We start from the raw sequence: 24,614 nt of genomic DNA on the forward strand, positions 1-24,614 counted from the left end.
CCTATGTTTTTTGAAAGTGGCTATTGTGAAATAGCTTAAAGTCCTATAAATTCGTTAAAGTTGCATTGGGAGCTTCCGAGTTGATGATGGGATAAAAACCTTATGCTCAAAGGTTTTAATGGTTTTAGGAGATGTCTATTGTTCATTCTTTTTGCAAAAGCAGTATAGCATTCCTTTTCGTTTCATGTGCAGACCTCCAATAATTAAGCAACGTTTTAATTATAGCCGAGGCAACCCACGACCATTACAAAACGCTAAAATTAATAGGTACATTGTCAGACTGATCAGGAATTTACCTGACTGTCTTTTATGTCCATATTTTGTTTGTGAGGTACTTTATGAACTCTTATAAGGATCGAGACAACTATTTTGTCAATTTTGAAAATAATCCAACACACGAAAATTTTAAACACTTGATTCAACAAAATACTGGAGAGAAAAGTTACATTGACTTCAAGTGTGAATGGCTTGACTTTGCTACTGTAGCTAGGCATATTTTAGCTTTTGCTAACTCTGGTGGAGGATGTTTGGTGATAGGAGTAGAGGATACTCAACGTAGTCCAATAGGTTTATATAAATCGAAGGATGAAACAGAAATTCGGCAAGGCATTCAAAAATATTTGCCCAATAAATTTATAGGAAATTGGGCAAATTTGATCGAATTACATGACTTTAATTATAACGAAGGAGAAGATTCTGACTTTAATGGAAAGAAATTTCAGGTACTTATAGTTAGAGATGACTATAGATTGATTCCATTCTTGAGCGTGAAAGAGGCTAAGAATGATAAAAACAAAACTATTTTACAAGTAGATACTGTCTATATTCGACGTGGAACCAGTTCCTGTCCAGTTAATGATGAAGAACTACAAAAGTTAATCAACAGACGAATTGAAGCCGGTTACTCTTCAAAACACCTTCTTGACTTATCAGAACATCTAGAACAACTTAAAATATTGTATAAGGAAAAAGAAGACTGTATGAATATAACAAAAAGGAGGAGAAAAGATATACGTTCAAATTCTGGATTTAACGGTTTTTTTGATCGAGAATACTCTGATTTTGTTGATAAACTTATCAAACAAAAGAGATTGATAATAGAAAGATGCTTATCGCTATAGGTTAATGATTAGGGGTAGATCCGATCTACCCCTAATCCACAATTGATGGTTATGCTTTCGCAGTTAAGCGGGTTAAGACTTGAGTCGAGCGATCGACAAAAGATTTCATTCCACCTGCATCAAAGCCTTTTTGTGCCATCAGAGCTAAATCGTAAACTTGATTGCAAATCAGGTTAGCTAACTCCGCGGAAGGAGAAGATCCTTCACCGGAAATAATGCTGCCTTGACTTAATCGCAATAAGTCTTGAATTAAGGGATGAGCTGTATTGACTAACAGAATATGTTCTTCAGGAAACTTCGCGGTTTCTTGTTGGAACATGGCGTTCATTTCCTGCAAACGGCGCATGAATTCCGGCAATAACACCATTGCGGGTGGGTTTTGTTCATCATTATTGCCTTTCAAGGATTCAGTGCGAATCTGAAGTTTGGGTTTACTGAGCGCTTTCTCGAACAGTTCTTTGATTTGTTCGCTGGCAGTGGTATTGGTTTTGGGATCGACAATTTCTTTGTCTTTGTCCTGCTCCAACAGTTGCTCATCAATTTCAGCATCCACGCGGGAGAACTTGACATCAGAATGCTCGCGCTCTAGGAAGCTGATAAAGTGAGGATCGATGAAGGAATCCATATAGAGGACTTCTAAACCTTGGTTTTGGTGAAGTTGGATATAGGTTCCTTGGTTGACTTCATCGGTGCAGTAGAATACGCGATTTTCGTGCCGTTCTTTGTTGCGCTCTAGGTATTCTTTTAAGGTGGTATAGGTATGACCTTGAGCGTCTTTGTTGCTGGATTGAACTTCTTGCCAAGCGTCACCTTCTTCGGCTTGCACTTGGACTTCTGGGGAACTTTCAGTCGTTTCCCCTTCCCAGGTGGTACGGTAGATGACGATCTCTTCGACTTGGCCTTTAAATTTGTCGTCGTTGAGGCAGCCGAATTTAACGAATGTGCCTAAGTCTTTCCAGCTCTTGATGTAGTCTTCGCGGGAATCGCGGTACTGTTCTTTGAGGCGATCGCCGACTTTTTTGGCGACAAAGTCTGCTATTCTCCGAACGGTGCGATCCATCTGAAGGGCAGATCTTGACACATTTAGGGGAATATCGGGACTATCAATTACCCCTCGCATAGGAAGCAGGAACTTAGGAATAATTTCCTCGCAATGCTCGGAGACGAACACCTGATTGCAGAACAGCTTGATCTGTCCTTTGGTGACATCTACATCAGGCTTGAGTTTGGGGAAATAGAGAATCCCATTGAGCAAGAAGGGATAATCCGTTTTTAGATGAATCCAGAGTAGGGGTTCTTCTTGGAACGGATAGAGATAGCGATAAAACTCTAGATAGTCCTCATCCGTCAGATCTCGTGGAGATTTACGCCATAGAGCATCCCGTTTATTAATTTGCTCTTCGTCGAGCTTAATGGAAACCGGCATAAAATCACAGTAGGTTTTCACCAACTGCTTAATCCGAGTGGGTTCTAAGTATTCTTCCTCTTCGTCCATGAGGGTAAGAATAATCGTGGTTCCTCGGGTAGTACGTTCCGAATCTTCCAGTTTGAATGCTGGGGAACCGTCACAAGTCCAATGAACTGCTTGCGCTCCATTGCGATAGGACAGAGTATCGATTTCAACTTGTTTGGCCACCATGAAGGAGGAATAAAACCCTAGACCAAAGTGGCCAATAATGCCTTCTTCTGTGGTTCCTTTATATTTTTCTAGGAATTCTTCTGCGCTAGAAAAGGCAACTTGGTTAATATATTTTTTGACTTCATCAGCCGTCATGCCGATGCCGTTATCGCTAATAGAGAGGGTTTTCTTCTCTTTATCAACAGTAATTACGATTTCGGGTTCTCCGACTTCACCGGAAAAGTCATCGGTGTGAGAGACCATTTTGAGTTTGGCGATCGCATCTACTGCGTTAGAGACTAATTCCCGAAAGAAAATCTCATGGTCAGAATAGAGAGATTTTTTGATAATCGGGAAAATATTCTCAGTATGAATACTGATGGTTCCTTGTTCGAGTACAGTTGTCATTGTTGATAATAAAGGATAGCGAGAAGTTACATAAAATAGGGGATTACTGTACAATTTTGGAAGATTGAGGCGGGTTTGCCTAGACGACTGCACCGTACCCTAGATTCGGATCTCCCTACTTTGGACTAATTTTGATGGAGTTTCTGCGAAACCCCATCAAGTAAGGATCGTGGGATTACATTTTCCGCTTTTGCATTGACTTCAGTTTCAGCCAATGTTCAAGTCCCGTTAGATTGATTCATAGGTGCAGGAGCAAGACCTGACCTGTAGGCGGATTACATGGTAGAAAATTGTCGCTCAATCGCTTTATGGTCTTGCTTCCAAGCTTTATAAATCTCAGTAGACATCAGTCATCAAAATTAGACATTTTCGACATTCAGTTATGGAATTATCGCTTCTGAAAACATTTGTCGATGTCGTTAAGCAAGGCAGTTTTGCAGCAGTGGCACGAGAGCGCAACGTTGACCCTTCATCTGTGTCACGGGCGATCGCTCGTTTAGAAACAGAACTGAGTCTGCGCTTACTCCAGCGCACATTACTCCCTAGCTGGTTAATTGCAGATGATTTACGAGATCGCAAGCTGATTAATGTGTTTCCATATTATGCTGTAACAGCAACAAGCTTCAATACCGCCGCTTGGTTACTCTATCCTTCCCGGGCTTATATTCCGCTCAAAGTTCAAGTGTTCATTGATTTTCTCAAGCAATCTATTTCGGGTGAAGTGTAGTCTAACTTAACGTCTTCCCCCACCCTCCACTTCATTAAAGGACAGGGCTGAAACCCATTTTTCCCGGTCAGGTTCCCTGAACCAAAACTGAGGTTAGACTAGAGAGACGACACTACCAAAGCTCAACCTATGGATTTAGATGCCCAGATTCAAACTTTAATCGATCAAGCACCTCAAGATGGCCATACTCCTCAAATCATCGCGGCGATCGCTCCAGCCCTGAAACGGTTAGCCCAAGAACTGCAACACTCTCAGTATTATATTTTGCAATCGGTCAGTGGGGAGTGGGTGTTTACCACCCTACGCAATAATGAGCAACCGAAATTAACGAAAAAGGTGATTTACGCCTTCCCCACCCTCAAAGATGCGGCTCAATCTCCTTCAGCTAAAGAAGATCCTAACTTGATGGCTGTAGAGATCGCCATTACTTCCCTTCTCTTTCAAATGGTGACGTTGCCGATTGATAGTTTAGTTTTCTTTGAAACTCCAGGAAATTTGCAAGCGGGGGTAGAAGTGTTCGCTGAAGATGTGAAAAATTTAATTCAATCTTATTTGGCTCAACTCTCTTCCGGTGCGGCTCCTCCCATCTCAAATATTCCTCCCAATATAGCTTGATAAAAAGCTGGGTGGATCTTGTCAAATTCTAAATCTAGACTAGAATCAAGCCAATGGGATAACACGATTATGGGCTATTGAAGGAAAGGGTGGAACCCGGTTTTCCCTATTCCCTATTCCCTATTCCCTATGTTCTGACTTGTACAAGAAGTCTAATATAAACGACGTAGTACATAGTCAGTAAGATTGATCAGCGTTTCGTAAGATTCTGTTTTCGGCAGATCTGCTAAAGATTCACGAGCCAAACGAGCATGTTTAGCCGCCAGCTCACGGGAGAGCGGTAATCCTTGAGATTTATCAATCCAACTTAGAGCTTGTTCTAAATCTCCGGGTTCCTTAAATTCGCGCTCAATCAAGGTCTCTAAACCTGGGTGTTCTTCCAAGGCATATAATACGGGAGCTGTGAGATTGCCGTTTTTCAAATCTGAAGCTGCGGGTTTGCCCAGTGCTTCATCAGAACCGGTAAAATCGAGAATATCATCTACAATTTGAAAGGCTAACCCTAAATTACGCCCATATACATATAAGTTTTGGGCCATCTGTTCGGAGACACTGCTCAAAACACCGGCTGCTTTTGCACTATTGGCAATCAGCGATGCAGTTTTGTAATAACTTTTTTCTAAATACTCTTCCAGGGATAAACTCGTATCAAATCGTCTCAGTCCTTGTTGAATTTCTCCTTCAGCCAAATCCATAATGACTTCTGATAGCAGCTTGACGACCGCAAGATTATCTAAGTTGGCTAAATACCAGGAAGATTGGGCAAATAGGAAATCCCCAGCTAAGACAGCGATACGATTGCCAAAACTACTGTGAACTGTGGGTAGACCCCGACGTAGATCCGATTCGTCCACCACATCATCATGGACGAGGCTAGCAGTATGGATCATTTCGGTGATTTCCGCTAAACGCCGATGGCGATCGCTAATTTCTGGGTTGGCAGTGGTTGCCCTAGAGATTAAGAGGACAATGGCGGGTCTTAAGCGCTTCCCTCCTGCTCCAAAGAGATACTCAGCGGCTGCAAACAGGATGGGATGACGCGCACTAACCAACTGTTTCAAGTTTTCCGTTAGCAGATCAACGTCTGCTTCAACTGGATGGAATAAGGAGGTCGTTGAGGTCATGAATTAAGCTGACTCTGCCGTTAGTTACGAAACTTTACATATTTATTCTAATACCATGTTGCCGTTTGTCAGGGAATTAGAATCGAGAGAGTCTCACCGAGTACCAATGGTGTGGTTCAAGAGTCCACAACGAAGTTTATTGAGCCAATAAGGGGGCAGATCTCCGATTTTCGGATTTTTTTTCCAAATTGGGCAATATTCCCTCAGCAAGTTGAAAGTTTTGTGTTAGATTAAATAATAAGGATTTCAAATCACTCAGTAACCCAACTGGAAAACTGCAAAGTCGTACAAGTTAGGACTGATAGACGTTAACCTCAATATAAGTCTTGTTGGTGGAAGGATGCTGCTGTAGTAAACCGTTCTCGGTTTTACTATGCACTCTTTTAGAGTTGGGTCTCTTTCCGAGTCTGTTATATTGAGGGGCTATCAGCACCTGCATCGTCGTTTGTATATTTTTTAGGGATGTCAGGACAGTTGTCCTTCTAGATATACCCCCTATATTTAAGAGGATAAAAAGTCCTTGGCAGAGCAGTTTAAAGCGATCAAGTGGACTGGTTTAAGTCTATCTCCAGAGTCAGACTGGCCGCTGGCTTAACTGGAGGTTACCTCAGCTTTGAAATCCTTGTGCTTGTTCCTTACTCCGCTACTTAACTGATGCCCTATGTACACTGGTTTGCCCCTCATGATTGTTGCCTTAGCTTCTATGTATCTGATGGTTGTGTATTTGCTGTTGACATTTGCCCAACGCAATGCCAAATTATCGAGATCTCGTAGCAGCGCCCGTTAAATTTAAATAAGTTCCATATCCTCACTCACTACCCATAAAGTTTCAAGACCTGATTTAGGGGAAAAGATGAAATCTATTGGTGGGTTGGTGAGGAGTTAATGGTAAGGGTGGATGAACCCAATCTTTTGATTTGATCTGTGGATACGGGTACACCCACCCTTACTCATTAATCATAGGGAATAGGGGAAGTGTTGAATTCACCTTCTCAGACGTAATTATTATTTTCAGTAGGAATTAGTTTTCAGACAGGGATCGTTATCCTTTATTCTTGATCATCATGATTTGGATGATTTGATTAACGAGAGTATCGGGTAATTCTAGAGCGCGGCATAAACTACCGAGAAGGTCTTCTTCTTCGTCGCTGACTTGGCCATCGGCGAGGACTAGATCAGTGGCGATCGCAAAAGTCGTATCATACAAATCATGGGGTAGGGTGGCGATCGCTGCATCAAACAGAACGTTTCCACCATCGCGCCGCAGCGTTCCACAAAGACTGTCAAACATGCGCCGCATTACATCATCAGAATAGCTGCGGAAGAGCCTCATACGGCTCAGAGTTGTATTGAGCAGACGAACTTCATCATCAGCTAAGTAACCATCTGCGGCAACTACTAATAGCATAATGGCAGCAAAGGCTTCCGCAGGGCCAAGGGTAAGTTGGCTATTTTTTACCGTGTCCTTGCGAAATGCATCAAATAATCCCATAGTAGTGGCTCCAAATCACTGAAATGGCGTTGACTATTTTTTGTGGCCAATTGATTTCTAGGCATTGAGTCGCTTACTAAAATAGCATGGTTTTACGCTATAAGTTTTATAGTGCTGGGTGCTGGTAATCGATCATGGGTAATGGGAAATAGGTAATGGGTAATCGATTAAGTATTTCAGTTGTGGAGTTGGGTAAGATGAGGCAAAGGTTTCTCCAGTTCCTGGTTGCGGGTTTGATGATGGTTTATTTGTGGTTCTCAGGAAATGCGATCGCCTCTGCGTCACCTTCAGTCGATCAGCTTCAACAACAACAGGAACAACTCGAACAGGATCAAAAACTGATTTCCAAGGAACAAGGGCGCTTGAAACACCTAGAGAAAGCTGCTCAAGAACACCTGAAAGGTCTTGAAGGCACTTTAAAGCTGACGAAAAGTCAACTCAAGGGGATTGAAGATCAAATTGAAGGCACGACCCAAAATCTCGATCGCCTCAAGGGAGAAATACACACCCAGAAACTAGAGTATCAAGACTTAGCTGAAGGCGCGATCGCCCGCTTCCAATTTCTGCAACGACAACCGCGTCATTCCGGGTTATCCATATTGCTTCAGAGTGAAACCCTCACCGACTTTCTCAGTCGTCGTCATCGCTTAACACAACTGGCACTGGCGGATCGCCAACTGCTGCTCACCGTTAAAACAGCTTTGGATGAGACCCAACAACAGACTCTAGATGTTGAACAAACCTATAATCAACTGTTACTGATGCGCCAACAATTGGTCAATCAAAAAAGTGATTATCAAACCCAAAGCCAAGTTCAAGTCCAATTAATTGAACGGTTGAATAGCGATCAACAAGCTCTAGAAGCCGCCCATCTTCAATTACAAAAAGACTCTCAAAACTTAGAAACCTTAATTCGCGAGCGCCTGGAAACTTCATCCTTGTCCTTACGGAAAGTGCTTAAGCTCAAACCCGGGAAAATGCTTACCCCCAGTTATGGGGAATTTTCCAGTAATTTTGGCTGGCGCACTCACCCCATTTTCGGCTACCAACGGTTTCATGCAGGGATGGATTTTGCGGCTGACTATGGCGCTCCTATCTATGCGGCTCAAAATGGGATTGTTCTATACGCTGGATGGTATGGGGGTTATGGGAATACGGTGATTCTCGATCATGGGAATGGCATTACGAGTCTCTATGCCCATGCCAGTCAAGTCTATGTGCGGGAAGGACAAAGTGTTACCCAAGGAGATGTAATTGCCGCGACTGGATCGACTGGACTGTCTACTGGGCCCCATTTGCACTTTGAAGTAAGGGAAAATGGCACTCCCGTCGATCCGATGAATTATCTGACTTAAACTCGATCTTAATCCCACCAAAAGCTGATGCGATCGCTCGTTTTCAAACATTGAACGAGCTTCTCCCGCTCCATAAATCCTTGGTCAATGATGTCGGGGCAGAATTCATACATTTCATCGGCCCAATACTCGACATCTTCTAGGGGGGAAAGGAAGCGAAGGCCTAACGAATCGTAACGAATATAGGTAATAACAAACGGCTGTTTGGCTTCTAATTCTTGCAACCATTGCAACACATAACCTGTACCAACCCCATAGTTACAGCCATTTGTGCCCATAGCGGCGATCGCCTCATATTTATCAGTAGTGGGAAAGATTGTCAAACGTTCGGGTAAGTCATCAAAGAGGGTGCGACTCGAAGCAAAAACATAGCATCCCTTGGCCCTGAACTGATTTTGCACCGTTTCTACATCTAAATCCTTGCGTTTATTGGTTCTAACATTGATGTAAAATCCGCCCTCAAGATCGCTAAATTCAATCGGTTTATCGCCGCAGATGTCTGCTAATTCTTGCACCGCTTCAGCATAGGTAGGATTGCGCCCGCGCTCCGAAAAATCAGGATAGTCATACTCCACATCAGCGCGAGGATTGTCTTCTTCTTCCAATTCTTGAGCGCGATCGCCTACCTGTTCCCGCAATAGGTTTAAGATATCAGAGCGACCACAAAACTTGGCTAGGCTCAATGTTGTTCGACCCTCTCGGTCTCGTTGCTCAATATCCACCCCCGCAGCCAGTAATGCACGAATTGCATCGATACTGCCTCGATAAACCGCTCTGGTTAAAGCTGTTCCTCCCTTATAACCCAAATTAGGGTCAGCTCCTGCTGCTAACAAAGCCTCAATCACCTCAAGATTTTCTTCCTCTGAATTGTAGTAAGTCAAGGCATGAATTAGAGCAGTGCTGTCGCCATTCCTAGCATTCACATCCATCCCTTTACTTAACAAGAGCTGCACTAACGCTAAAGAACCCATACCCGCAGCTCGCATCAATAAAGTGTCCCCCTCTTGACTCTGAACCAGAAAATCAGCTCCTTGATGAATCAAGAACAGGGCGATTTCTTCCTGTTTTTCCCAAACAGCAATGTTTAAAGCACTGACACCTTTGGCTTGCACATTTATATCAGCCCCTTCAGCCAATAATCGTTGCACAATGTCCAGATGTCCCTTCTCACAGGCAATCATCAGGGCAGTTACGTTCAAGCCATCCTGTTGATTCAAGTCGGGTTTAGCTGCCAATAAAGCCTCTATAACATTGAGGTGACTGGCTTCCACTGCTAACATGAGGGCTGTTCTCCCGGCTTGGTAACCATGCTGTTTTAAGAAATCAGTATGATAAGAACCAGAAAAGTAGAAGGGTACCTCTCCACCAGCCAGGTCATCGAGATTGGGGTTAGCACCAGCCGAGAGGAGTAGGTTTACCATGTCTACATGGCCTTCCCTTGCGGCTAACATCAGTGGCGTTTTATTTCTCGTATCGCGCCTTGGATCGCGAGTATTCACATCTGCTCCTTGCTCAATAGCCGATCTCGCCGCATCCACTGCCCCCGCAACGGCTGCTTTGAGCAGAATTTCATCGAGGGAGGGGAAGATTTGAGTATCTATAATGCCAAAGGAGCGCAGCACCTCGAAAACTTGGGTATCTTGGTTAAAAGTTGCCCAATCAAAGGCACTCAAACCTTCACCATCCTTTTGATGGAGATGAGCGCCAGCTTCTACAAGAATGGCAACCGTTTGAGCGCACCCACATCGAGCCGCCAAAGTCAAGGGAAATGTATCCCTAATATGAATGGGTTCGACGTTAGGAGATGGAGAAGGTTGAGCTTTGATGGCTTCGAGTTCTTCTAGGGCTTGATTGGCTTCAGATTCAGGGTAAATCGTAATCCCCGAAATCTCTTGATTGACATCGACACCAGCAGCCAGAAGTGCTTTTAAGACTTCATTAGCTTTTGGGTAATTACCTGCGGCTACAGTTAAGGCGATCGCTCTTGTGTTAAAGTCATCGGTTACATTCGGATCGGCTCCCTCATGAAGTAATTGCATAGCAATTTCCCAATGCTTACCTTTAAGCGCACAAAGGAGAGGCGCTTCAGCATCAAGATCGGCACCCGACTCAATTAACAGAAATACCATGTCTTGATCACCCCTGCCAGCAGCTACAGAAAGAGGCGTTCCACCACCAATGGTCTGCACATTCACATCTGCTCCTTTCTCGACTAGGGTGCGGACGACCTCAATCCCATAGGGAAGGGCTGCCACCAATTCAGTTTTGAGTCGATTTTCCCAAGCTCCAGCCTTGACTAATTCGTAGCGAATTTCTCTCTCGTATTCACACATCCGTAGTATATGTTGGTTGCCATCTGTCACATTGGGATTAGCTCCAGCATTGAGCAATTCCTTGACCAGAGAAAGGTTTTTACTTTTAACCGCTTGAATCAGTTGGCGGTCAAGATCGGACATCATACAGCACACCGATAAAGTTCCCTTCTCCTAGTATAGATAGCGCTTCACCTTTCGTGTTAGGTAATACATACAGAGGTTTGCGATGTAATGAAATACAGTAAGAAAAACCCCCCTGAATCCCCCGAAGAGCGGGGGACTTTTACTGCCTCCTTTCTAAGGGGGATTGGGGGGATAGAAATGTACCACATAAAGTGCGAACACGGCTGTCTTACTTAGCGATCGACTGACCCCATAATGATATCGATACTACCGAGAATCGCCATAATATCGGCCACTTTCATGCCGCGCAACAAATGGGGCAGAATTTGCAAATTATTAAAATCAGCCGCCCGAATCTTAAAGCGCCAAGGAAACATATCATCACATCCTTGAATAAATACGCCTAATTCTCCTTTTCCAGACTCTAGGCGAACATAATGTTCTCCAGAGGGAATTTTGAACGTTGGCGCTACTTTTTTACCCAAAAATTGATAATCAAAGCCACTCCACTCTGATTTTGGCCCGGCTGCCATGCGTTTGGCTTCGAGGTTCTCGTAGGGGCCACCGGGTAGTCCTTTTAAGGCTTGGCGAAGGATCTTAATCGATTCTCGCATTTCCCGAATCCGCACCAGATAACGGGCAAAGCAGTCACCAGCCGTTTCCCATTGGACTTCCCAATCGAAGTCATCGTAGCATTCATAGTGGTCTACTTTGCGTAAATCCCACTTCACCCCCGAACCCCGTAACATGGGGCCAGAGAGTCCCCAATTGATGGCTTCTTCCCGGGAAATGGTACCAATTCCTTCAATCCGACGGCGGAAAATGGGGTTATTGGTAATCAGCTTTTCATATTCATCCACTTTGGGGTCAAAGTAGTCGCAAAAGTCGATACATTTATCGACCCAACCGTAGGGTAAGTCGGCCGCTACACCGCCCATGCGAAAATAGTTATTGTTAATGAGGCGTTGGCCTGTGGCTGCTTCCCAGAGGTCATAAATAAGTTCTCGCTCTCGAAAGATGTAGAAAAAGGGCGTTTGAGCGCCAACATCAGCCAGGAAAGGGCCAAGCCACAGAAGGTGGTTGGCAATACGGTTGAGTTCGAGCATAATGACCCGAATATAGCTGGCGCGTTTGGGGACTTCTATCCCTGCCAATTGTTCGGGAGCGTTGACTGTAATGGCTTCATTAAACATCCCTGCTGCATAATCCCAACGGCTAACATAGGGGACAAACATGATGTTGGTGCGGTTTTCGGCGATTTTTTCCATACCTCGATGGAGATAACCGATGACTGGTTCGCAGTCAATCACGTCTTCTCCGTCGAGGGTGACGATTAACCGCAAAACTCCGTGCATGGAGGGATGATGCGGCCCCATGTTGATAACCATTGGGTCGGTTTTGGTCTCAATCCTGGTCATAGGCCTTGGTCTTAGAGGTATGGTTTGGTTACATCTTTTTAATTCTATGATGAAGTCGCGAAAGAAGAAGATTACGGTTTATTTGACAGCCGAGAATGAGGAGTTTCTGGATGAGTATCGCCAAAGTCAGGGCAAGATCCAGTATAGTCGGGCTGTCAATGAGATTTTGGGAGAGTTTTTTGAGCAGCAGGATGAAGATGAGGTAGAAGAGCGGTTGGGTGAGGTGGAGGAGCGCTTAGGTGAGTTGGAGGAGGAATTTTCGGAACTAAGGCACTCTCCAGATTACAGGGGGCAGATCGAGCAGTTGCGATCGCAAATCACTCAATTAACCGAGCGATGCGATCTCCTCATCGCCATCAATGACCAGCAAAAACAGGCTCTCTCCCAAGCTCAACATCGGGAGCGCCAATTCTGCCAACAGTTATCCCAAACCATTCAAACCGTTCAAACCCAGGGGACACCCTCCTCAGATTCCCCAAATCATTCCCAAAATACGACTGAACCAGACCATGAAGCGTTTGATATTTTAGATGCGGAACTGGTCGATAACTCGGCAGAAGATCTCTTATTCAAATTATCCCAAGAGTTAGGCTTAATTTGAATAACTGAGAGTGTAAAGAGTTTCTAGATTTTTTTGCTTTTCTCCTGATTTAAAAGTATAATTCAAGAGTTGGTTTGCGTTCAGGAGACTCAATCAGGCTGAGTCGCTCAAAAAAAAACTCAAATTTAAGCCTTTGGGGATTAATTTAGGGTTAAGTGCAACTCCTTTGCTATATTATGTCATCAAAATTTATTAATGCTCAAGAGAAAATTGCTATCCTTGAGTCCCAAAACCAAGATCTACAAGCAGCCTTAGCCAGAGTAAACCAACATTGGCAAGACACGGTTAAGGAACTGCAAACGGTTAAAGCGGACTTAGAGCGTTTACCCAGCTATCACTCTGAAGCAGAAAATTTTTTATCCTTAGCAATTAACCATATTCCCGAAGCCATCTTCTGGAAAGATTGTTCGTCTGTATTTGTCGGATGTAACCAATATTTCGCTGAATTTGTTGGCTTAAATTCCCCCTCAGAGATAATAGGAAAAACGGATTATGATTTATCTTGTAAACCAGAAGAAATAGAAAAATATCGGGCCGATGATCGCCGAATTATGGACTCCGATACCCCAGAATTAAAAATTATCGAATCGATGCAACACCAGGATGGCAGCCATCATTGGGTAGAAACGAATAAAATTCCTTTGCACGATCAATCGGGAGAAGTCGTTGGTATTTTAGGTACGTTTATTGATGTCACAGATCGTGTAATTGCCGAGCAACAATTACAAAAGCTGAATCAAGAGCTAGAAGAACAAGTCAGCGATCGCACGCAAAAATTACAGGCGACTCAAGCCCGATTACAACGGTTAATTGATAATCTCCCTGGATTAATTTTCCAATTTCGGATCGAAGCGGATGGTACTCGTTCCTTCCCCTATGTTTCCGAAGGCAGTCGAGATCTTTATGAACTCGATCCGGAAAGCTTTATTACCTGTTTTGATTCCGTTCATCCTACAGATATGCCCTCCCTACAGCAAGCCATAGAAGAATCACGAACCTCCCTAAGAAAATTTCAACATGAACATCGGATTATTACTGACGAATCTATCCTGAAGTGGGTACAAGTTATTGCTCGACCAGAAAGACAAACTGACGGTGCGGTGGTCTGGGATGGGATGAGTATTGAAATTAGCGATCGCAAACGACAAGAACAGGCCTTGCACTCTATTGTAGAAGGAACTGCCTCACAAACGGGAGAAGCTTTTTTCAAATCCTGCGTTAAATGTATTGCTATATCTCTAGACGTTGCTTATGCGTTTATTGTTGAAGTGACCTCCCAAGAAGGTGAACCCTTAGCCAACGTACTAGCCGGTTGGGAAGGCTCAGAATTCAGTCGAAAAATCCAGTATAATCTCATCGATACTCCTTGTAATACAATAGTCGAAAATAAGACATTTTGTTGTTATGCACAGGGTCTCCAGTTCCAATTTCCTAACGATCAATACTTGGTTAGTATTGGAGCAGAAAGCTATGTTGGAATACCTATTTTAAATGCCCAAGAAGAATTGTTGGGATTTATTGCAGTTTTGGATACTCAACCTATGGAAAAAGATCTAGACCTGCAATCTTCCATTTTAGAGATTTTTGCAGCACGAGCGGGAGCAGAAATAGAACGAATTCGAGCTGAAAGAGCGCTACGTCAGAAAGAGACTTTATTACAAATGACCCTAGAAGCCGGAAAAATGGGCTGTTGGAGTTGGAATCGGTACACAAATGATGTGATGTGGTCTGATGGTGTAGAAGGAATTTTGGGGTTGCCTTCAGGATCATTTCATGGCAGATTTGAAAATTATGTTGCCTTGATTCACCCACAGGATCGCGATCGAGTTTTGCATGTCATTGAACAAACGTTAGAGAAAGAGGAAGAATTTAGTATTGAACACCGTATTGTTGTCTCAGAGCGTAAAATCCAATGGTTGCGTTTAATGGGAGAGATTTGGCGAAACGATCGCGGGGAGACCATCGGATTACTCGGATCGGTACTCAATGATACACGTCGAAAAATGTCGGAGATTGCTCTGACTCAATCAGCGCAACGGATTGAAAAACAGGCCCAGCGATCGGAATTACTCAATCAAATTGCCCATCAAATTCGCACCTCCCTAGATCTCGATCGGATTCTACATACAACTGTATATGAAATTCAACGGTTTTTAGAAGTAGACCGGACTCATTTTGCATCCTATGTGGAACAAGAGGATGGAGCCTATTGGGAGGTTATTGCTGAAGTGACGATTGAAGGCTTACCTAATTTTGTAGGGAAACATCCTGCGGCTAATTTTGGCCCCCTGTCACACCTGTTATTAAGTCAAGAAATCATTAAGATTGATGATGTTTCTACGGTTGAAGATCGGGCCGTCCGAGAGCGGTTAATGGCTTTAGGAAATCAGTCTATGCTGGTGCTACCTATTGCTACAGAATTTGATCATTTTGGGATTATTACCTGTATTCAGAGTCAACAGGTGCGTTCTTGGCAAGATGATGAAGTTGATTTTCTCAAAGCTGTGGTTGCTCAAGTGGCGATTGCCCTTCAGCAAGCCGATCTACTTGCCCAAAGTCAAGCCCGCGCTCAAGAACTCGAAAGACTTTTAGAGCAACTGAAATTGACGCAAGCTCAGTTAATCCAAAGTGAAAAAATGTCTAGTTTAGGACAAATGGTGGCAGGAGTTGCCCACGAAATCAATAATCCGGTGAATTTTATTCATGGTAATATCACCCACGCACAAGGCTATAGCCAGAATTTAATGGATTTGGTGAGTGTCTATCAACGTTACTATCCCCAGCCCCATCCAGAGGTTGCCGCAGAAATAGAAGCGATTGATTTGGATTTTATTCAAGAAGATTGTCAGAAAATTTTCCATTCTATGGAAGTCGGAACTAATCGCATTCAGGAAATTGTCCAGTCTTTACGCACGTTTTCCCGTTTGGATGAATCGGAACTGAAAGCAGTTGATTTGCATGAAGGTATTGATAGCACCCTCAGTATCTTAAACCCTCGTTTACGGGCGATCAGTTGGCGGCCAGAAATTGAGGTGATTAAGGATTATGGTCAATTGCCTTTGGTCGAATGTTATGCCAGACAACTCAATCAGGTATTTATGAATATTTTGACCAATGCGATTGATGCGTTAGAAGAGAAATCACGCGCTCTGACATCAGAAGATCCGCCTGGGATGACGATTGCGATTGAAACTAGAGTGGCTGGTGAAAATGTTATGATTCGGATTACGGATAACGGATTGGGCATGAATGCGGAAACTCAAGCCAGGCTTTTTGACCCTTTTTATACGACAAAACCCGTGGGTCAAGGCACAGGTTTAGGACTATCAATTAGCTACCAAATTATTACAGAAAAACATCGGGGGTTTCTCTCTTGTGTCTCGTCTCCTGGGGAAACGGCGTTTATAGTTGAAATCCCGATTCGCTATTCTTTCTGATACCGAATCGGGAATCAGAAAAATCCAGTTTTCTCCTTTCCTAGAGCTGTCCATAACTAAAATCATCCCATTTGCTTAACCTCATAATTTGTTATATTGAGGGTATTATTTGAACTCTTATTGCCGAATGACAAGTCTTGATTCAAAAAATTATGCAGAAGTGACATTGGTCTATAGTGGTGGCCGGACAATGGTCTATCGCGGAATAAGAGTGAGCGATCGCCAACCCGTTATCGTCAAAGTCCTGCGTAATCAGCACCCCACCTTCAATGAATTGGTAAAATTTCGCAACCAGTATGCGATCGCCTCTAATCTGGAATATCCTGGAATTGTTCAACCCCTTGCCCTAGAACGTTGCGATCTCGGCTATGCCCTAGTGATGCCAGATGAGGGAGCAATTAGTCTTGGAGAGTATTGGCAGCAATCGCATCACAGTTTATCCGAGTTTCTGATCCTTGCCATTCAGTTAGCCGATACGCTGCATTATTTGAACAAACAGCGAATTATCCACAAAGACATTAAACCGAGCAATATCCTGATTCATCCCCAAACTCACCACGTTCAACTGATTGACTTCAGTATTGCCAGTTTGCTGCCCAAAGAGCAACAGCAATTGATGAATCCCCATGTCCTTGAAGGAACTCTAGCTTATATTTCTCCAGAACAAACCGGACGTATGAACCGGGGAATTGACTATCGGAGTGATTTTTATTCTCTGGGGGTGACCTTTTTTGAATTACTCACAGGAGAATTACCCTTCACAAGTGACGATCCCATGGAATTAGTGCATTGTCACCTGGCAAAAATGCCTGCGGAATTAGGGAGTCGGGAAACTATTCCTCAAGTGCTGTCGGATATTGTCTTGAAGTTGATGGCCAAGAATGCAGAAGACCGCTATCAAAGTGCCTTGGGATTAAAGTATGATTTAGAACAGTGTTTGCAGGAGTGGCAGGCTACTGGAGAGATAGCCAGATTTGCGATCGGACAACGGGATGTGTGCGATCGCTTCCTGATTCCTGAAAAGCTCTACGGGCGAGAGCAAGAAGTACAAATTCTTTTAGAGTCCTTTGAGCGAGTCAGCTTTGGAGAAACAGAAATGATGCTCGTTGCTGGGTTTTCTGGGATTGGGAAAACCGCAGTCATTAACGAAATCCATAAACCCATCGTCCGACAGCGGGGCTATTTTATTCAAGGAAAGTTTGACCAATTTAATCGTAATATTCCCTTCTCTGCTTTGGTGCAAGCATTCCAAGAGTTGATCGAACAATTGTTAGGGTATTCCGATGCAGAATTAGCCATCTGGAAAGCCAAAATCCTACAAGCGGTGGGAGAGAATGGCCAAGTAATCGTTGATATCATACCAGAACTCGAACAGATCATCGGCCAACAACCCCCAGTCCTAGAACTTTCTGGGAGTGCTGCCCAGAACCGGTTTAATTTACTCTTTAGCCAGTTTATTGGTGTCTTCACTACCCAAGAGCATCCCCTGGTCATATTTTTGGATGATTTACAGTGGGCAGATTTAGCTTCTTTGAATCTATTAAAGTTACTGATGGATGATTCAGAAGGGGGATATTTATTGCTCCTTGGAGCCTATCGAGATAATGAAGTTTTCCTCACCCATCCCCTAATGTTAACCCTGGAAGAAATTAAGAAGCAGGGGATAATGCCCTATACCTTAACTCTGAATCCCTTAGGTAAGCCAGAAATTACCTCCTTAATAGCTGATACCTTGCTGTGTTCTGCTGAAATTGCTTCACCTTTGGCCGATTTTATCTATCAAAAAACTCAGGGAAATCCTTTCTTTACCACACAGTTTTTGAAGGGGTTACATGACGATGGTTCGATTGAATTTAATGTCAATGTGGGGTCTTGGCAATGTGACATGTCTAAGGTTCGCCAGCTTACGCTGACCGATGATGTCGTGGAATTCATGATGGGTCGATTACAAAAATTATCACCGACAACCCAAGAAGTGATTAAAATAGCAGCCTGTATTGGCAATAAATTTAATCTCAAAACTTTAGCGCTGGCGGGTCAAAGAACTCCAGAAGAAACAGCCGTTCATTTATGGTCATCTTTAGCTGAAGGTTTTATTTTACCAGAAAGTGATGTCTATAAATTCTATTTGCAAAGTTCTCTACCTCAATCTACAATTCATGCTTCAAATCCCTGTTATCGATTTCTCCACGACCGGGTTCAACAAGCTGCCTATAGTTTAATTGAAGAAGACCAAAGAAAACAAACTCATTTAGAAATCGGTCGCCGGCTTTGGGAACATCTAGATACAGATGTCGAGAATGTTTTTGAGATTGTTGATCATCTCAATAGGGCAGAGGAACTGATCGGCGATCGCGCCCAGAGAGATGAAATTGCCCAACTCAATTTGCTGGCTGCTCAAAAAGCTAAAAGCACAACCGCTTACGCCGCAGCTAGAGAATATGCCAATGCGGGGGGCTCCTTCTTAGGAGAAAATAGTTGGTCAACTCAGTACGATCTAACTCTAGCTCTGTATGTCGCCACCCTAGAGGCCGAATTTTTAAGTACAAACTTTGAAGGCATTGAACGTCTCGCTGAAATTGTTCTTCAACGAGCGAAAAATATTCTCGATCGAGTTGAAGTCTATAACATTTTAATTCAGGCTGATATTAGTCAAAACAAGATGCAGAATGTGATAGATTCTGGTCTAAAAGTTTTGCAGATGTTAGAAATCACATTATCGGATGACCCCCGCGATCGGATCAAAAATTTACAACAACTCATCGATCTACCCGAAATGACAGATCCTTACAAGTTAGCGGCAATGGATCTGTTGACTAATATTATTACAACCGCTTGGATGGTCAATCCTGAATTATTGAAACAAATTACGTTTACAATGGTCAATCTGTCTCTAACATACGGCAACTGTTCCTGTTCGATTGTTGGCTATGCTTGGTATAGTATGTTGTTATGCGAAGGGTTGGGTGATATTGAACTTGGATATGAGTTGGGTGAACTGTCTGTTCAGTTAATCGATCGATTCAATGCTCTAGAGATTAAATCTCAAGTACTAAATATTGTCGCTGGAGTATCTCGACTTTGGAAACAACATCCCAAACAATGTATAGAATTAGAGCTAGAAGGAATCCAAAGTGGATTAGAGGCTGGTGATTTTGAATGCGCGAGTTATTCGGCAGCAGAATATTGCCATTTTCTTTTTCTGATGGGTGAAAATCTAGGTTTCGTCAGCAGTGAATTCCAAAAATACAAAGAGATGATTCAACGACTGAAGCAAGATTATCATCTAGATTACATCGCTACTTGGCAACAAATAATCCAGAATTTACAAGGAAATTCAGAAGATCTGACTCAGCTTTTTAGGGATGATTCACAGGGAGAATTGCAAAGAATACAGGAACTTATAGATGAAAATCAAACAGTATTGGTTTATCATTATCATCTCCTTAAAATAATGTTGTCTTATTTATTTAAGGATTATTTAAATGCTGTGGAAAATGCTATTTTGATCATTCCAGAAACAAAAGAAAATGGCAATAATATGTTTTCTATTCCGGCAATCTTTTATTCATCTCTAGCTTTGCTGGCTGGGGTGCGAGAAACTAGATTAGTTGAGACAGAACACTATTTGGAAAAAGTAGAACAGAATTTGCTTCAGATGGAATACTGGGCCAAGTTTGCTCCCCTGAATTATCAGCACCAATGCGATCTAATTCAAGCTGAAAAAGCACGAAACTTAGGTCAAAAGTGGGAAGCTGTGGAGTGTTATAAACGAGCGAGAACGGGGGCAAAGGAAGGTGAATATCTGCACCATGAGGCGATCGCCTGTGAGTTAACGGCAGAGTTTTATTTTGAACAAGACATGCCCGAAGTTGCCAAAATTTATCTCATTGATGCTTACTACGCTTATGCACACTGGGGCGCTCAAGCCAAAGTTGTAGACTTGGAACAACGGTATTCCCAGGTACTTGCTCCTATTCTAAATTCAGAAACAAGGTATACTACAGAGAACTTTGATTCCTCTAGAGCTACCTCTGTTCATCTGACTTCAACCAGTTCAGGGGCAAATATCTTTCTGGATTTTTCTTCAGCGATCAAAACCTCTCAAGCCCTATCTGGAGAAATAAATCTAGAACAATTACTGGCAAAATTGATACAATCTCTAATCGAAAATGCTGGAGCAACTAAAGGGGCTTTGCTGTTGCTGAAACAAGAAAGTTTATGGATTGAAGCGATCGCCGACTACATAGATGATGCATCCAGCATACAAATTCGTTCTTTGGCGCGCTCTCTCCCCCTAGCTTCGACTCAAGAACTCCCCCTGACTATCATCAATCGGGTTTGGCGCACTCGTGAAACTCTAGTCTTGAATCATTCAATCGAGGAATCCCGATTTTCCTCTGACGAGTACTTAAGCCAATCTTTACCCAAGAGTATACTGTGCCTGGCATTACAGAATCAAGGCAAACTGATCGCCATTCTTTATTTAGAAAATAACCTCACAACCGGCACCTTTACCAGCGATCGCCTAGAAGTTCTCAAACTGATCGGTACTCAAGCCACTATTTCCCTAGAAAATGCGCGACTTTACCAACAGTTAGAAGACTACAGTCACAACTTAGAAGAGAAAGTTGAACAGAGAACCCAACAATTACAAGAAAATAACCAACAATTGGAAAAAACTCTCCAACAATTGCAACAAACTCAAGCGCAATTAATTCAAACCGAAAAAATGTCTTCTTTGGGACAAATGGTAGCAGGAATTGCCCATGAAATCAACAATCCTATTAACTTTATTTCTGGGAATATCATGTACGCTCGCCAATATGTGCAAGATTTACTCGATCTAGTCAGCCTTTATGAGGAACACTCCTCGGAAGTGGATACAGCAATCGTCCAAAAATTAGAAGAAATAGAGTTAGATTATTTACGCTCAGATGTAGAGAGTTTGTTTAATTCCATGCAAGCCGGTAGCGAGCGCATTTATAAAATCATTCAAGGATTACGGAATTTTGCCCGACTCGATCAATCTAAGTATAAAAAAGTCGATATTCATGAAGGATTGGAAAATACTTTACTGCTCTTAAACCATCGTCTCAAGGCTCAACACAATCGTCCAGAAATTAAAATCCTGAAAAACTATAGTCCACTGCCTCTTATCCACTGCTGGGCTAGTCAACTGAATCAAGTATTTTTGAACCTTCTTACCAATGCCATTGATGCTTTAGAAAAAAATCCACCCGATCAATATCCTACCGTTCATATTACGACCACTATACTCGATTCCCAAAAGGTACAAATTTCTATCCAGGACAATGGTTCGGGCATGAGTAAAACCAATCTCCAAAAGGCTTTTGATCCCTTTTTTACGACGAAACCAGTCGGTCAAGGAACAGGATTGGGTTTATCAACCAGTTACCAAATTATTACCCAGCAACATAAAGGACAGTTACGATGTCTTTCTCAGCCGGGAGAGGGGACAGAGTTGATTATCGAAATTCCCATTTAAATCAGTCCAGCTTAATATGAGGCTAATCCGACCTAATATCATGACTTAAAAGTCTATTGGTTGCTGTTAATCAAAGCTAGAATTTGTTCAGCTATTCCCTCTACAATCGGCATCACTGATAAGCGGTTTCCCCGTTTCACCACTAATAGTTCTTCTGGGGAAAATTTCTGTTTTAATTCTGTAATTGAAATCAAGCGGGGAAATTTTTGTATAAACTCGATATCCACGGTTTGCCAGCGAGGAGCTTCTCGTGTCGCTTTCGGATCGTAATGTTTATCCTGGAGATTAAATTGGGTGGGATCGATGACATTCTCGGTAATCACTCTTGCTAATCCGGTAATGCCTGGGGGTTTGGCATTGGAGTGATAAATAAACACCCGATCGCCGACTTTCATTTGTCGTAAGAAGTTTCTGGCTTGATAGTTGCGTACTCCATCCCAAACCGTGGTGCGATCGCGCTCTAAATCCGTAATACTATAATCTGTCGGTTCTGATTTTAACAACCAATATGGCATGAATAATGGCACAGTTCACTAAATCTAGGGCTAGTTTATCATGGTCAAGGGGCGATCGCCTTTTCTTCAGACTCTAATTTTATTTATCCCTCAGTTGATTGCCTATAATTAGAAAATAAGGTCTCTCATCTTAATCCCATGTCAAAATCCCAAGAAAAGCCCAAGGGATGCGAATACTCCAGTATTCCTCTTTCTGTAATTATCCTCTGTTTAGGACTAGGCTATGGGTTATTTACGCAACGACACCGTTTACCTCTAGACCAACTTTTACCCCACATTAAAACCGCTATTGCAGCCTTAAACTTGCCCATCGGAGAAACTACTCCAGAGCCATCTATTAGCCCTTCTTCATTGCCTTCTTCCCCCTCCACGACTCCCTCCTCAGAGCCATCACTTAAGCCTTCTCCAACTGCCAAGAAACCAACTCCAGATCCCTCAATTCGTCCATCTCTCACCCCCGAAGAGGTTGTAGCATCTCCTTCTCCTTCCTCTGTCCCAAAGTCCGATCGAATAATCGCAATTCGAGGCATTTATCTGAGTCGATATCTGGCTACTGCAAACGCGAGTGAAAAGACAATCCGCGATCGCGTGCGCTACTATAAAAAACAAGGTATCAACACCATTATCCATGGCGTTTGGGGCAATGGTTGCACTATGTACAAGAGTGAAGTCATGGAGAAGAAACTAGGGTATGAAAGTTGTCCCAACCAGTTTCCGGATCAATGGCTAGATTGGCTGATTGATGAAGCGCATAAACAGGGGATGGAAGTTCATGCGTATTTCGAGAAAGGGATTAAGATTGACGAAAATAGCCCTATTTTTGATTTAGCGATCGATCAGCGCTGGATCGTAGCGGGAGTGGATAAAACCCATACAGGAATCGATCATTATGTGCTAGATGTAGCAGTCCCAAAAGTAGCGTCCTTGTTGACTGATGTCCTAGTGGAGTTTGTGGAAAAATACCCCGAAATTGATGCAGTGCAATGGGATGATTACTTAGGGTATCATGCCGAACTGCCTGGAAAGAGCGATCATACGCAAAAATTAACCGATTTTGTCCAAAATATGATTGCTCAAATGAAAGAAGCTAATCCTAACGTAAGCTTTGATATTTGTCATCATAATCCCTATTGGGCAAAAACCTATTTTGATGCAGATTGGGAAAACTGGGATGTGGATCGGGTATTTATCCAAGTCTACAATATGGATAACTTCCAAGATGAGATGAAGTATGTAGCAGCAAATGATGGAATTGCGATTACAGAGCGACAATTTGACTATTTACCTCAATTGGTGAATAATCCAGAAATCGATAGTATTTTGCTGTTTCCCTTGGAAAAACCAGATAAAATGGCGGCAACTTATCACCAGTTAATCGCCGAGAATGGGGAATAGGGGGGGTTAGAAACCTGGTTTCTTTGGACTTGTTGCACGCTGCATTCCCCAATGTCATAGCGATCGCTATCAAGAATGCTAAATTCGATCAATACTTTTCAGTAATCAATGATATTATACACCAATAAAAAGGTATTGAGATTGTTTCTTCTATTCCGAATCGCTTTGAAAATAAACCTTATCATACAAATCTACTAGAGAAATTTCGCAAGGAATCGCCTGAAACTGGATCACAGATTCAGGCTGACTATATTCTGATAACACCCATTGATTGGGTTCAGTTCGATAATATCGCTCCACATGCATCGTATATTGATCGATTAACAGATATTCTTGTAAGCTGGGAATTGTGCGATAGGCTTGAAACTTTTGACCACGATCGTATCCCTGGGTAGACTTCGATAAAACTTCAGCAATTAGAATGGGATTGGTGAGGGTATCCTTGCTCCCTTCTTGCAATTGTAATGCTCCTTGAACGACCATAACATCAGGGTAAGTATAGATCCGTTTTTCGGGAATCCACAATCGCTGATCGGTGGCGAAGACATCATAAGGCTGACGTTTGAGACAAAGATAAAGAGTTGCTCCCAAACTCATGGCAATCCTGTTATGATTTGGCATTGCACCCGTCATTAGAATAATCTCCCCATCAATATATTCATGGCGTTCATCACTATTTACTTCTTGCTCTAGATATTCTTCGGGAGTATAGGTTTGAGTTTTTTCTGCTTGCATCACAATAGGGGTAAAACCTCTGATATTTGGAGCAATTGTTGTGAGATTATTTCTTGATTATAATATAACAGATAAATCCAGTAGGGTGCGTTACGCTGGCGTAACG

At 42.8% G+C, this 24,614-nt stretch carries 15 protein-coding genes; 8 read left to right on the forward strand and 7 right to left on the reverse strand.

Annotation, left to right across the window (positions count from 1 at the left end; all coding sequences use genetic code 11):
- Positions 1-338 precede the first annotated feature (338 nt).
- Positions 339-1,121: an AlbA family DNA-binding domain-containing protein gene (locus PN466_RS24035; protein WP_271944773.1), complete on the forward strand. Its 783-nt coding sequence runs from the start codon at positions 339-341 to the stop codon at positions 1,119-1,121.
- Between the two features lie 49 nt (positions 1,122-1,170).
- On the opposite strand, the gene htpG is transcribed toward PN466_RS24035, so the two are convergent.
- Entirely contained in the window at positions 1,171-3,147 is a 1,977-nt protein-coding gene (gene htpG / locus PN466_RS24040; protein ID WP_271944776.1) for a molecular chaperone HtpG, read from the reverse strand.
- A gap of 382 nt (positions 3,148-3,529) precedes the next feature.
- Between htpG and PN466_RS24045 the strand changes: the two genes are divergently transcribed.
- Positions 3,530-3,874, forward strand: coding sequence for a LysR family transcriptional regulator (locus tag PN466_RS24045; protein ID WP_271944780.1), 345 nt, complete (start codon positions 3,530-3,532; stop codon positions 3,872-3,874).
- 129 nt (positions 3,875-4,003) lie between these two features.
- On the forward strand, positions 4,004-4,489 hold the full coding sequence (locus PN466_RS24050; protein WP_271944783.1) for a hypothetical protein: 486 nt from the start codon (positions 4,004-4,006) through the stop codon (positions 4,487-4,489).
- A gap of 152 nt (positions 4,490-4,641) precedes the next feature.
- Here the strand turns inward: PN466_RS24050 and sds are convergent, their stop codons facing one another.
- Together sds and PN466_RS24060 are read right to left on the reverse strand one after the other, a co-directional pair.
- Positions 4,642-5,613, reverse strand: a complete 972-nt coding sequence (gene sds, locus PN466_RS24055; RefSeq protein WP_271944794.1) for a solanesyl diphosphate synthase — start codon at positions 5,611-5,613, stop codon at positions 4,642-4,644.
- Between the two features lie 1,042 nt (positions 5,614-6,655).
- Positions 6,656-7,105 (reverse strand): tellurite resistance TerB family protein, encoded by a 450-nt coding sequence (locus PN466_RS24060; protein WP_271944796.1) that lies wholly within the window; start codon positions 7,103-7,105, stop codon positions 6,656-6,658.
- A 155-nt stretch (positions 7,106-7,260) separates the two neighbouring features.
- Between PN466_RS24060 and PN466_RS24065 the strand changes: the two genes are divergently transcribed.
- Positions 7,261-8,460 carry a murein hydrolase activator EnvC family protein gene (locus PN466_RS24065; protein ID WP_271944798.1) on the forward strand — a complete coding sequence of 400 codons (1,200 nt, stop codon included), beginning with the start codon at positions 7,261-7,263 and terminating at the stop codon, positions 8,458-8,460.
- A gap of 8 nt (positions 8,461-8,468) precedes the next feature.
- On the opposite strand, the gene PN466_RS24070 is transcribed toward PN466_RS24065, so the two are convergent.
- Together PN466_RS24070 and PN466_RS24075 are read right to left on the reverse strand one after the other, a co-directional pair.
- On the reverse strand, positions 8,469-10,919 hold the full coding sequence (locus PN466_RS24070) for an ankyrin repeat domain-containing protein (protein ID WP_271944800.1): 2,451 nt from the start codon (positions 10,917-10,919) through the stop codon (positions 8,469-8,471).
- Positions 10,920-11,131: 212 nt separating this feature from the next.
- Complete coding sequence (locus tag PN466_RS24075) at positions 11,132-12,316, reverse strand: NAD(P)H-quinone oxidoreductase subunit H (protein ID WP_271944802.1); 1,185 nt, start codon at positions 12,314-12,316, stop codon at positions 11,132-11,134.
- Between the two features lie 46 nt (positions 12,317-12,362).
- Between PN466_RS24075 and PN466_RS24080 the strand changes: the two genes are divergently transcribed.
- The 3 genes from PN466_RS24080 to PN466_RS24090 all read left to right on the forward strand — a co-directional run bounded on the left by PN466_RS24080 (position 12,363) and on the right by PN466_RS24090 (position 21,863).
- Positions 12,363-12,917 (forward strand): hypothetical protein, encoded by a 555-nt coding sequence (locus PN466_RS24080; RefSeq protein WP_271944804.1) that lies wholly within the window; start codon positions 12,363-12,365, stop codon positions 12,915-12,917.
- Positions 12,918-13,093: 176 nt separating this feature from the next.
- Positions 13,094-16,354, forward strand: a complete 3,261-nt coding sequence (locus tag PN466_RS24085) for a PAS domain-containing protein (RefSeq protein ID WP_271944806.1) — start codon at positions 13,094-13,096, stop codon at positions 16,352-16,354.
- A 127-nt stretch (positions 16,355-16,481) separates the two neighbouring features.
- A complete protein-coding gene (locus PN466_RS24090) occupies positions 16,482-21,863 on the forward strand; it encodes a trifunctional serine/threonine-protein kinase/ATP-binding protein/sensor histidine kinase (protein ID WP_271944808.1) in 5,382 nt (1,793 codons plus the stop codon).
- Between the two features lie 53 nt (positions 21,864-21,916).
- Here PN466_RS24090 and PN466_RS24095 read toward each other — a convergent pair whose 3' ends face one another.
- Positions 21,917-22,378 carry an EVE domain-containing protein gene (locus tag PN466_RS24095; RefSeq protein WP_271944810.1) on the reverse strand — a complete coding sequence of 154 codons (462 nt, stop codon included), beginning with the start codon at positions 22,376-22,378 and terminating at the stop codon, positions 21,917-21,919.
- A 138-nt stretch (positions 22,379-22,516) separates the two neighbouring features.
- Here PN466_RS24095 and PN466_RS24100 point away from each other — a divergent pair, with 138 nt between their 5' ends.
- A complete protein-coding gene (locus PN466_RS24100) occupies positions 22,517-23,773 on the forward strand; it encodes a family 10 glycosylhydrolase (RefSeq protein ID WP_271944812.1) in 1,257 nt (418 codons plus the stop codon).
- A gap of 150 nt (positions 23,774-23,923) precedes the next feature.
- Here the strand turns inward: PN466_RS24100 and PN466_RS24105 are convergent, their stop codons facing one another.
- Entirely contained in the window at positions 23,924-24,508 is a 585-nt protein-coding gene (locus PN466_RS24105) for a Uma2 family endonuclease (RefSeq protein ID WP_271944814.1), read from the reverse strand.
- Between the last annotated feature and the right edge of the window lie 106 nt (positions 24,509-24,614).

It is taken from the genome of Roseofilum reptotaenium CS-1145, from assembly GCF_028330985.1.
Taxonomy (GTDB): domain Bacteria; phylum Cyanobacteriota; class Cyanobacteriia; order Cyanobacteriales; family Desertifilaceae; genus Roseofilum; species Roseofilum reptotaenium.

What these genes read in the sequence shown, in the direction of transcription:
- PN466_RS24105 (WP_271944814.1), bottom strand. Translation starts at nt 24,508, where the DNA reads ATGCAAGCAGAAAAAACTCAAACCTATACTCCCGAAGAATATCTAGAG.
- PN466_RS24070 (WP_271944800.1), bottom strand. Translation starts at nt 10,919, where the DNA reads ATGATGTCCGATCTTGACCGCCAACTGATTCAAGCGGTTAAAAGTAAA.
- PN466_RS24035 (WP_271944773.1), top strand. Translation starts at nt 339, where the DNA reads ATGAACTCTTATAAGGATCGAGACAACTATTTTGTCAATTTTGAAAAT.
- PN466_RS24095 (WP_271944810.1), bottom strand. Translation starts at nt 22,378, where the DNA reads ATGCCATATTGGTTGTTAAAATCAGAACCGACAGATTATAGTATTACG.
- PN466_RS24100 (WP_271944812.1), top strand. Translation starts at nt 22,517, where the DNA reads ATGTCAAAATCCCAAGAAAAGCCCAAGGGATGCGAATACTCCAGTATT.
- PN466_RS24090 (WP_271944808.1), top strand. Translation starts at nt 16,482, where the DNA reads ATGACAAGTCTTGATTCAAAAAATTATGCAGAAGTGACATTGGTCTAT.
- PN466_RS24050 (WP_271944783.1), top strand. Translation starts at nt 4,004, where the DNA reads ATGGATTTAGATGCCCAGATTCAAACTTTAATCGATCAAGCACCTCAA.
- htpG (WP_271944776.1), bottom strand. Translation starts at nt 3,147, where the DNA reads ATGACAACTGTACTCGAACAAGGAACCATCAGTATTCATACTGAGAAT.
- PN466_RS24045 (WP_271944780.1), top strand. Translation starts at nt 3,530, where the DNA reads ATGGAATTATCGCTTCTGAAAACATTTGTCGATGTCGTTAAGCAAGGC.
- PN466_RS24085 (WP_271944806.1), top strand. Translation starts at nt 13,094, where the DNA reads ATGTCATCAAAATTTATTAATGCTCAAGAGAAAATTGCTATCCTTGAG.
- sds (WP_271944794.1), bottom strand. Translation starts at nt 5,613, where the DNA reads ATGACCTCAACGACCTCCTTATTCCATCCAGTTGAAGCAGACGTTGAT.
- PN466_RS24065 (WP_271944798.1), top strand. Translation starts at nt 7,261, where the DNA reads ATGGGTAATCGATTAAGTATTTCAGTTGTGGAGTTGGGTAAGATGAGG.
- PN466_RS24075 (WP_271944802.1), bottom strand. Translation starts at nt 12,316, where the DNA reads ATGACCAGGATTGAGACCAAAACCGACCCAATGGTTATCAACATGGGG.
- PN466_RS24080 (WP_271944804.1), top strand. Translation starts at nt 12,363, where the DNA reads ATGATGAAGTCGCGAAAGAAGAAGATTACGGTTTATTTGACAGCCGAG.
- PN466_RS24060 (WP_271944796.1), bottom strand. Translation starts at nt 7,105, where the DNA reads ATGGGATTATTTGATGCATTTCGCAAGGACACGGTAAAAAATAGCCAA.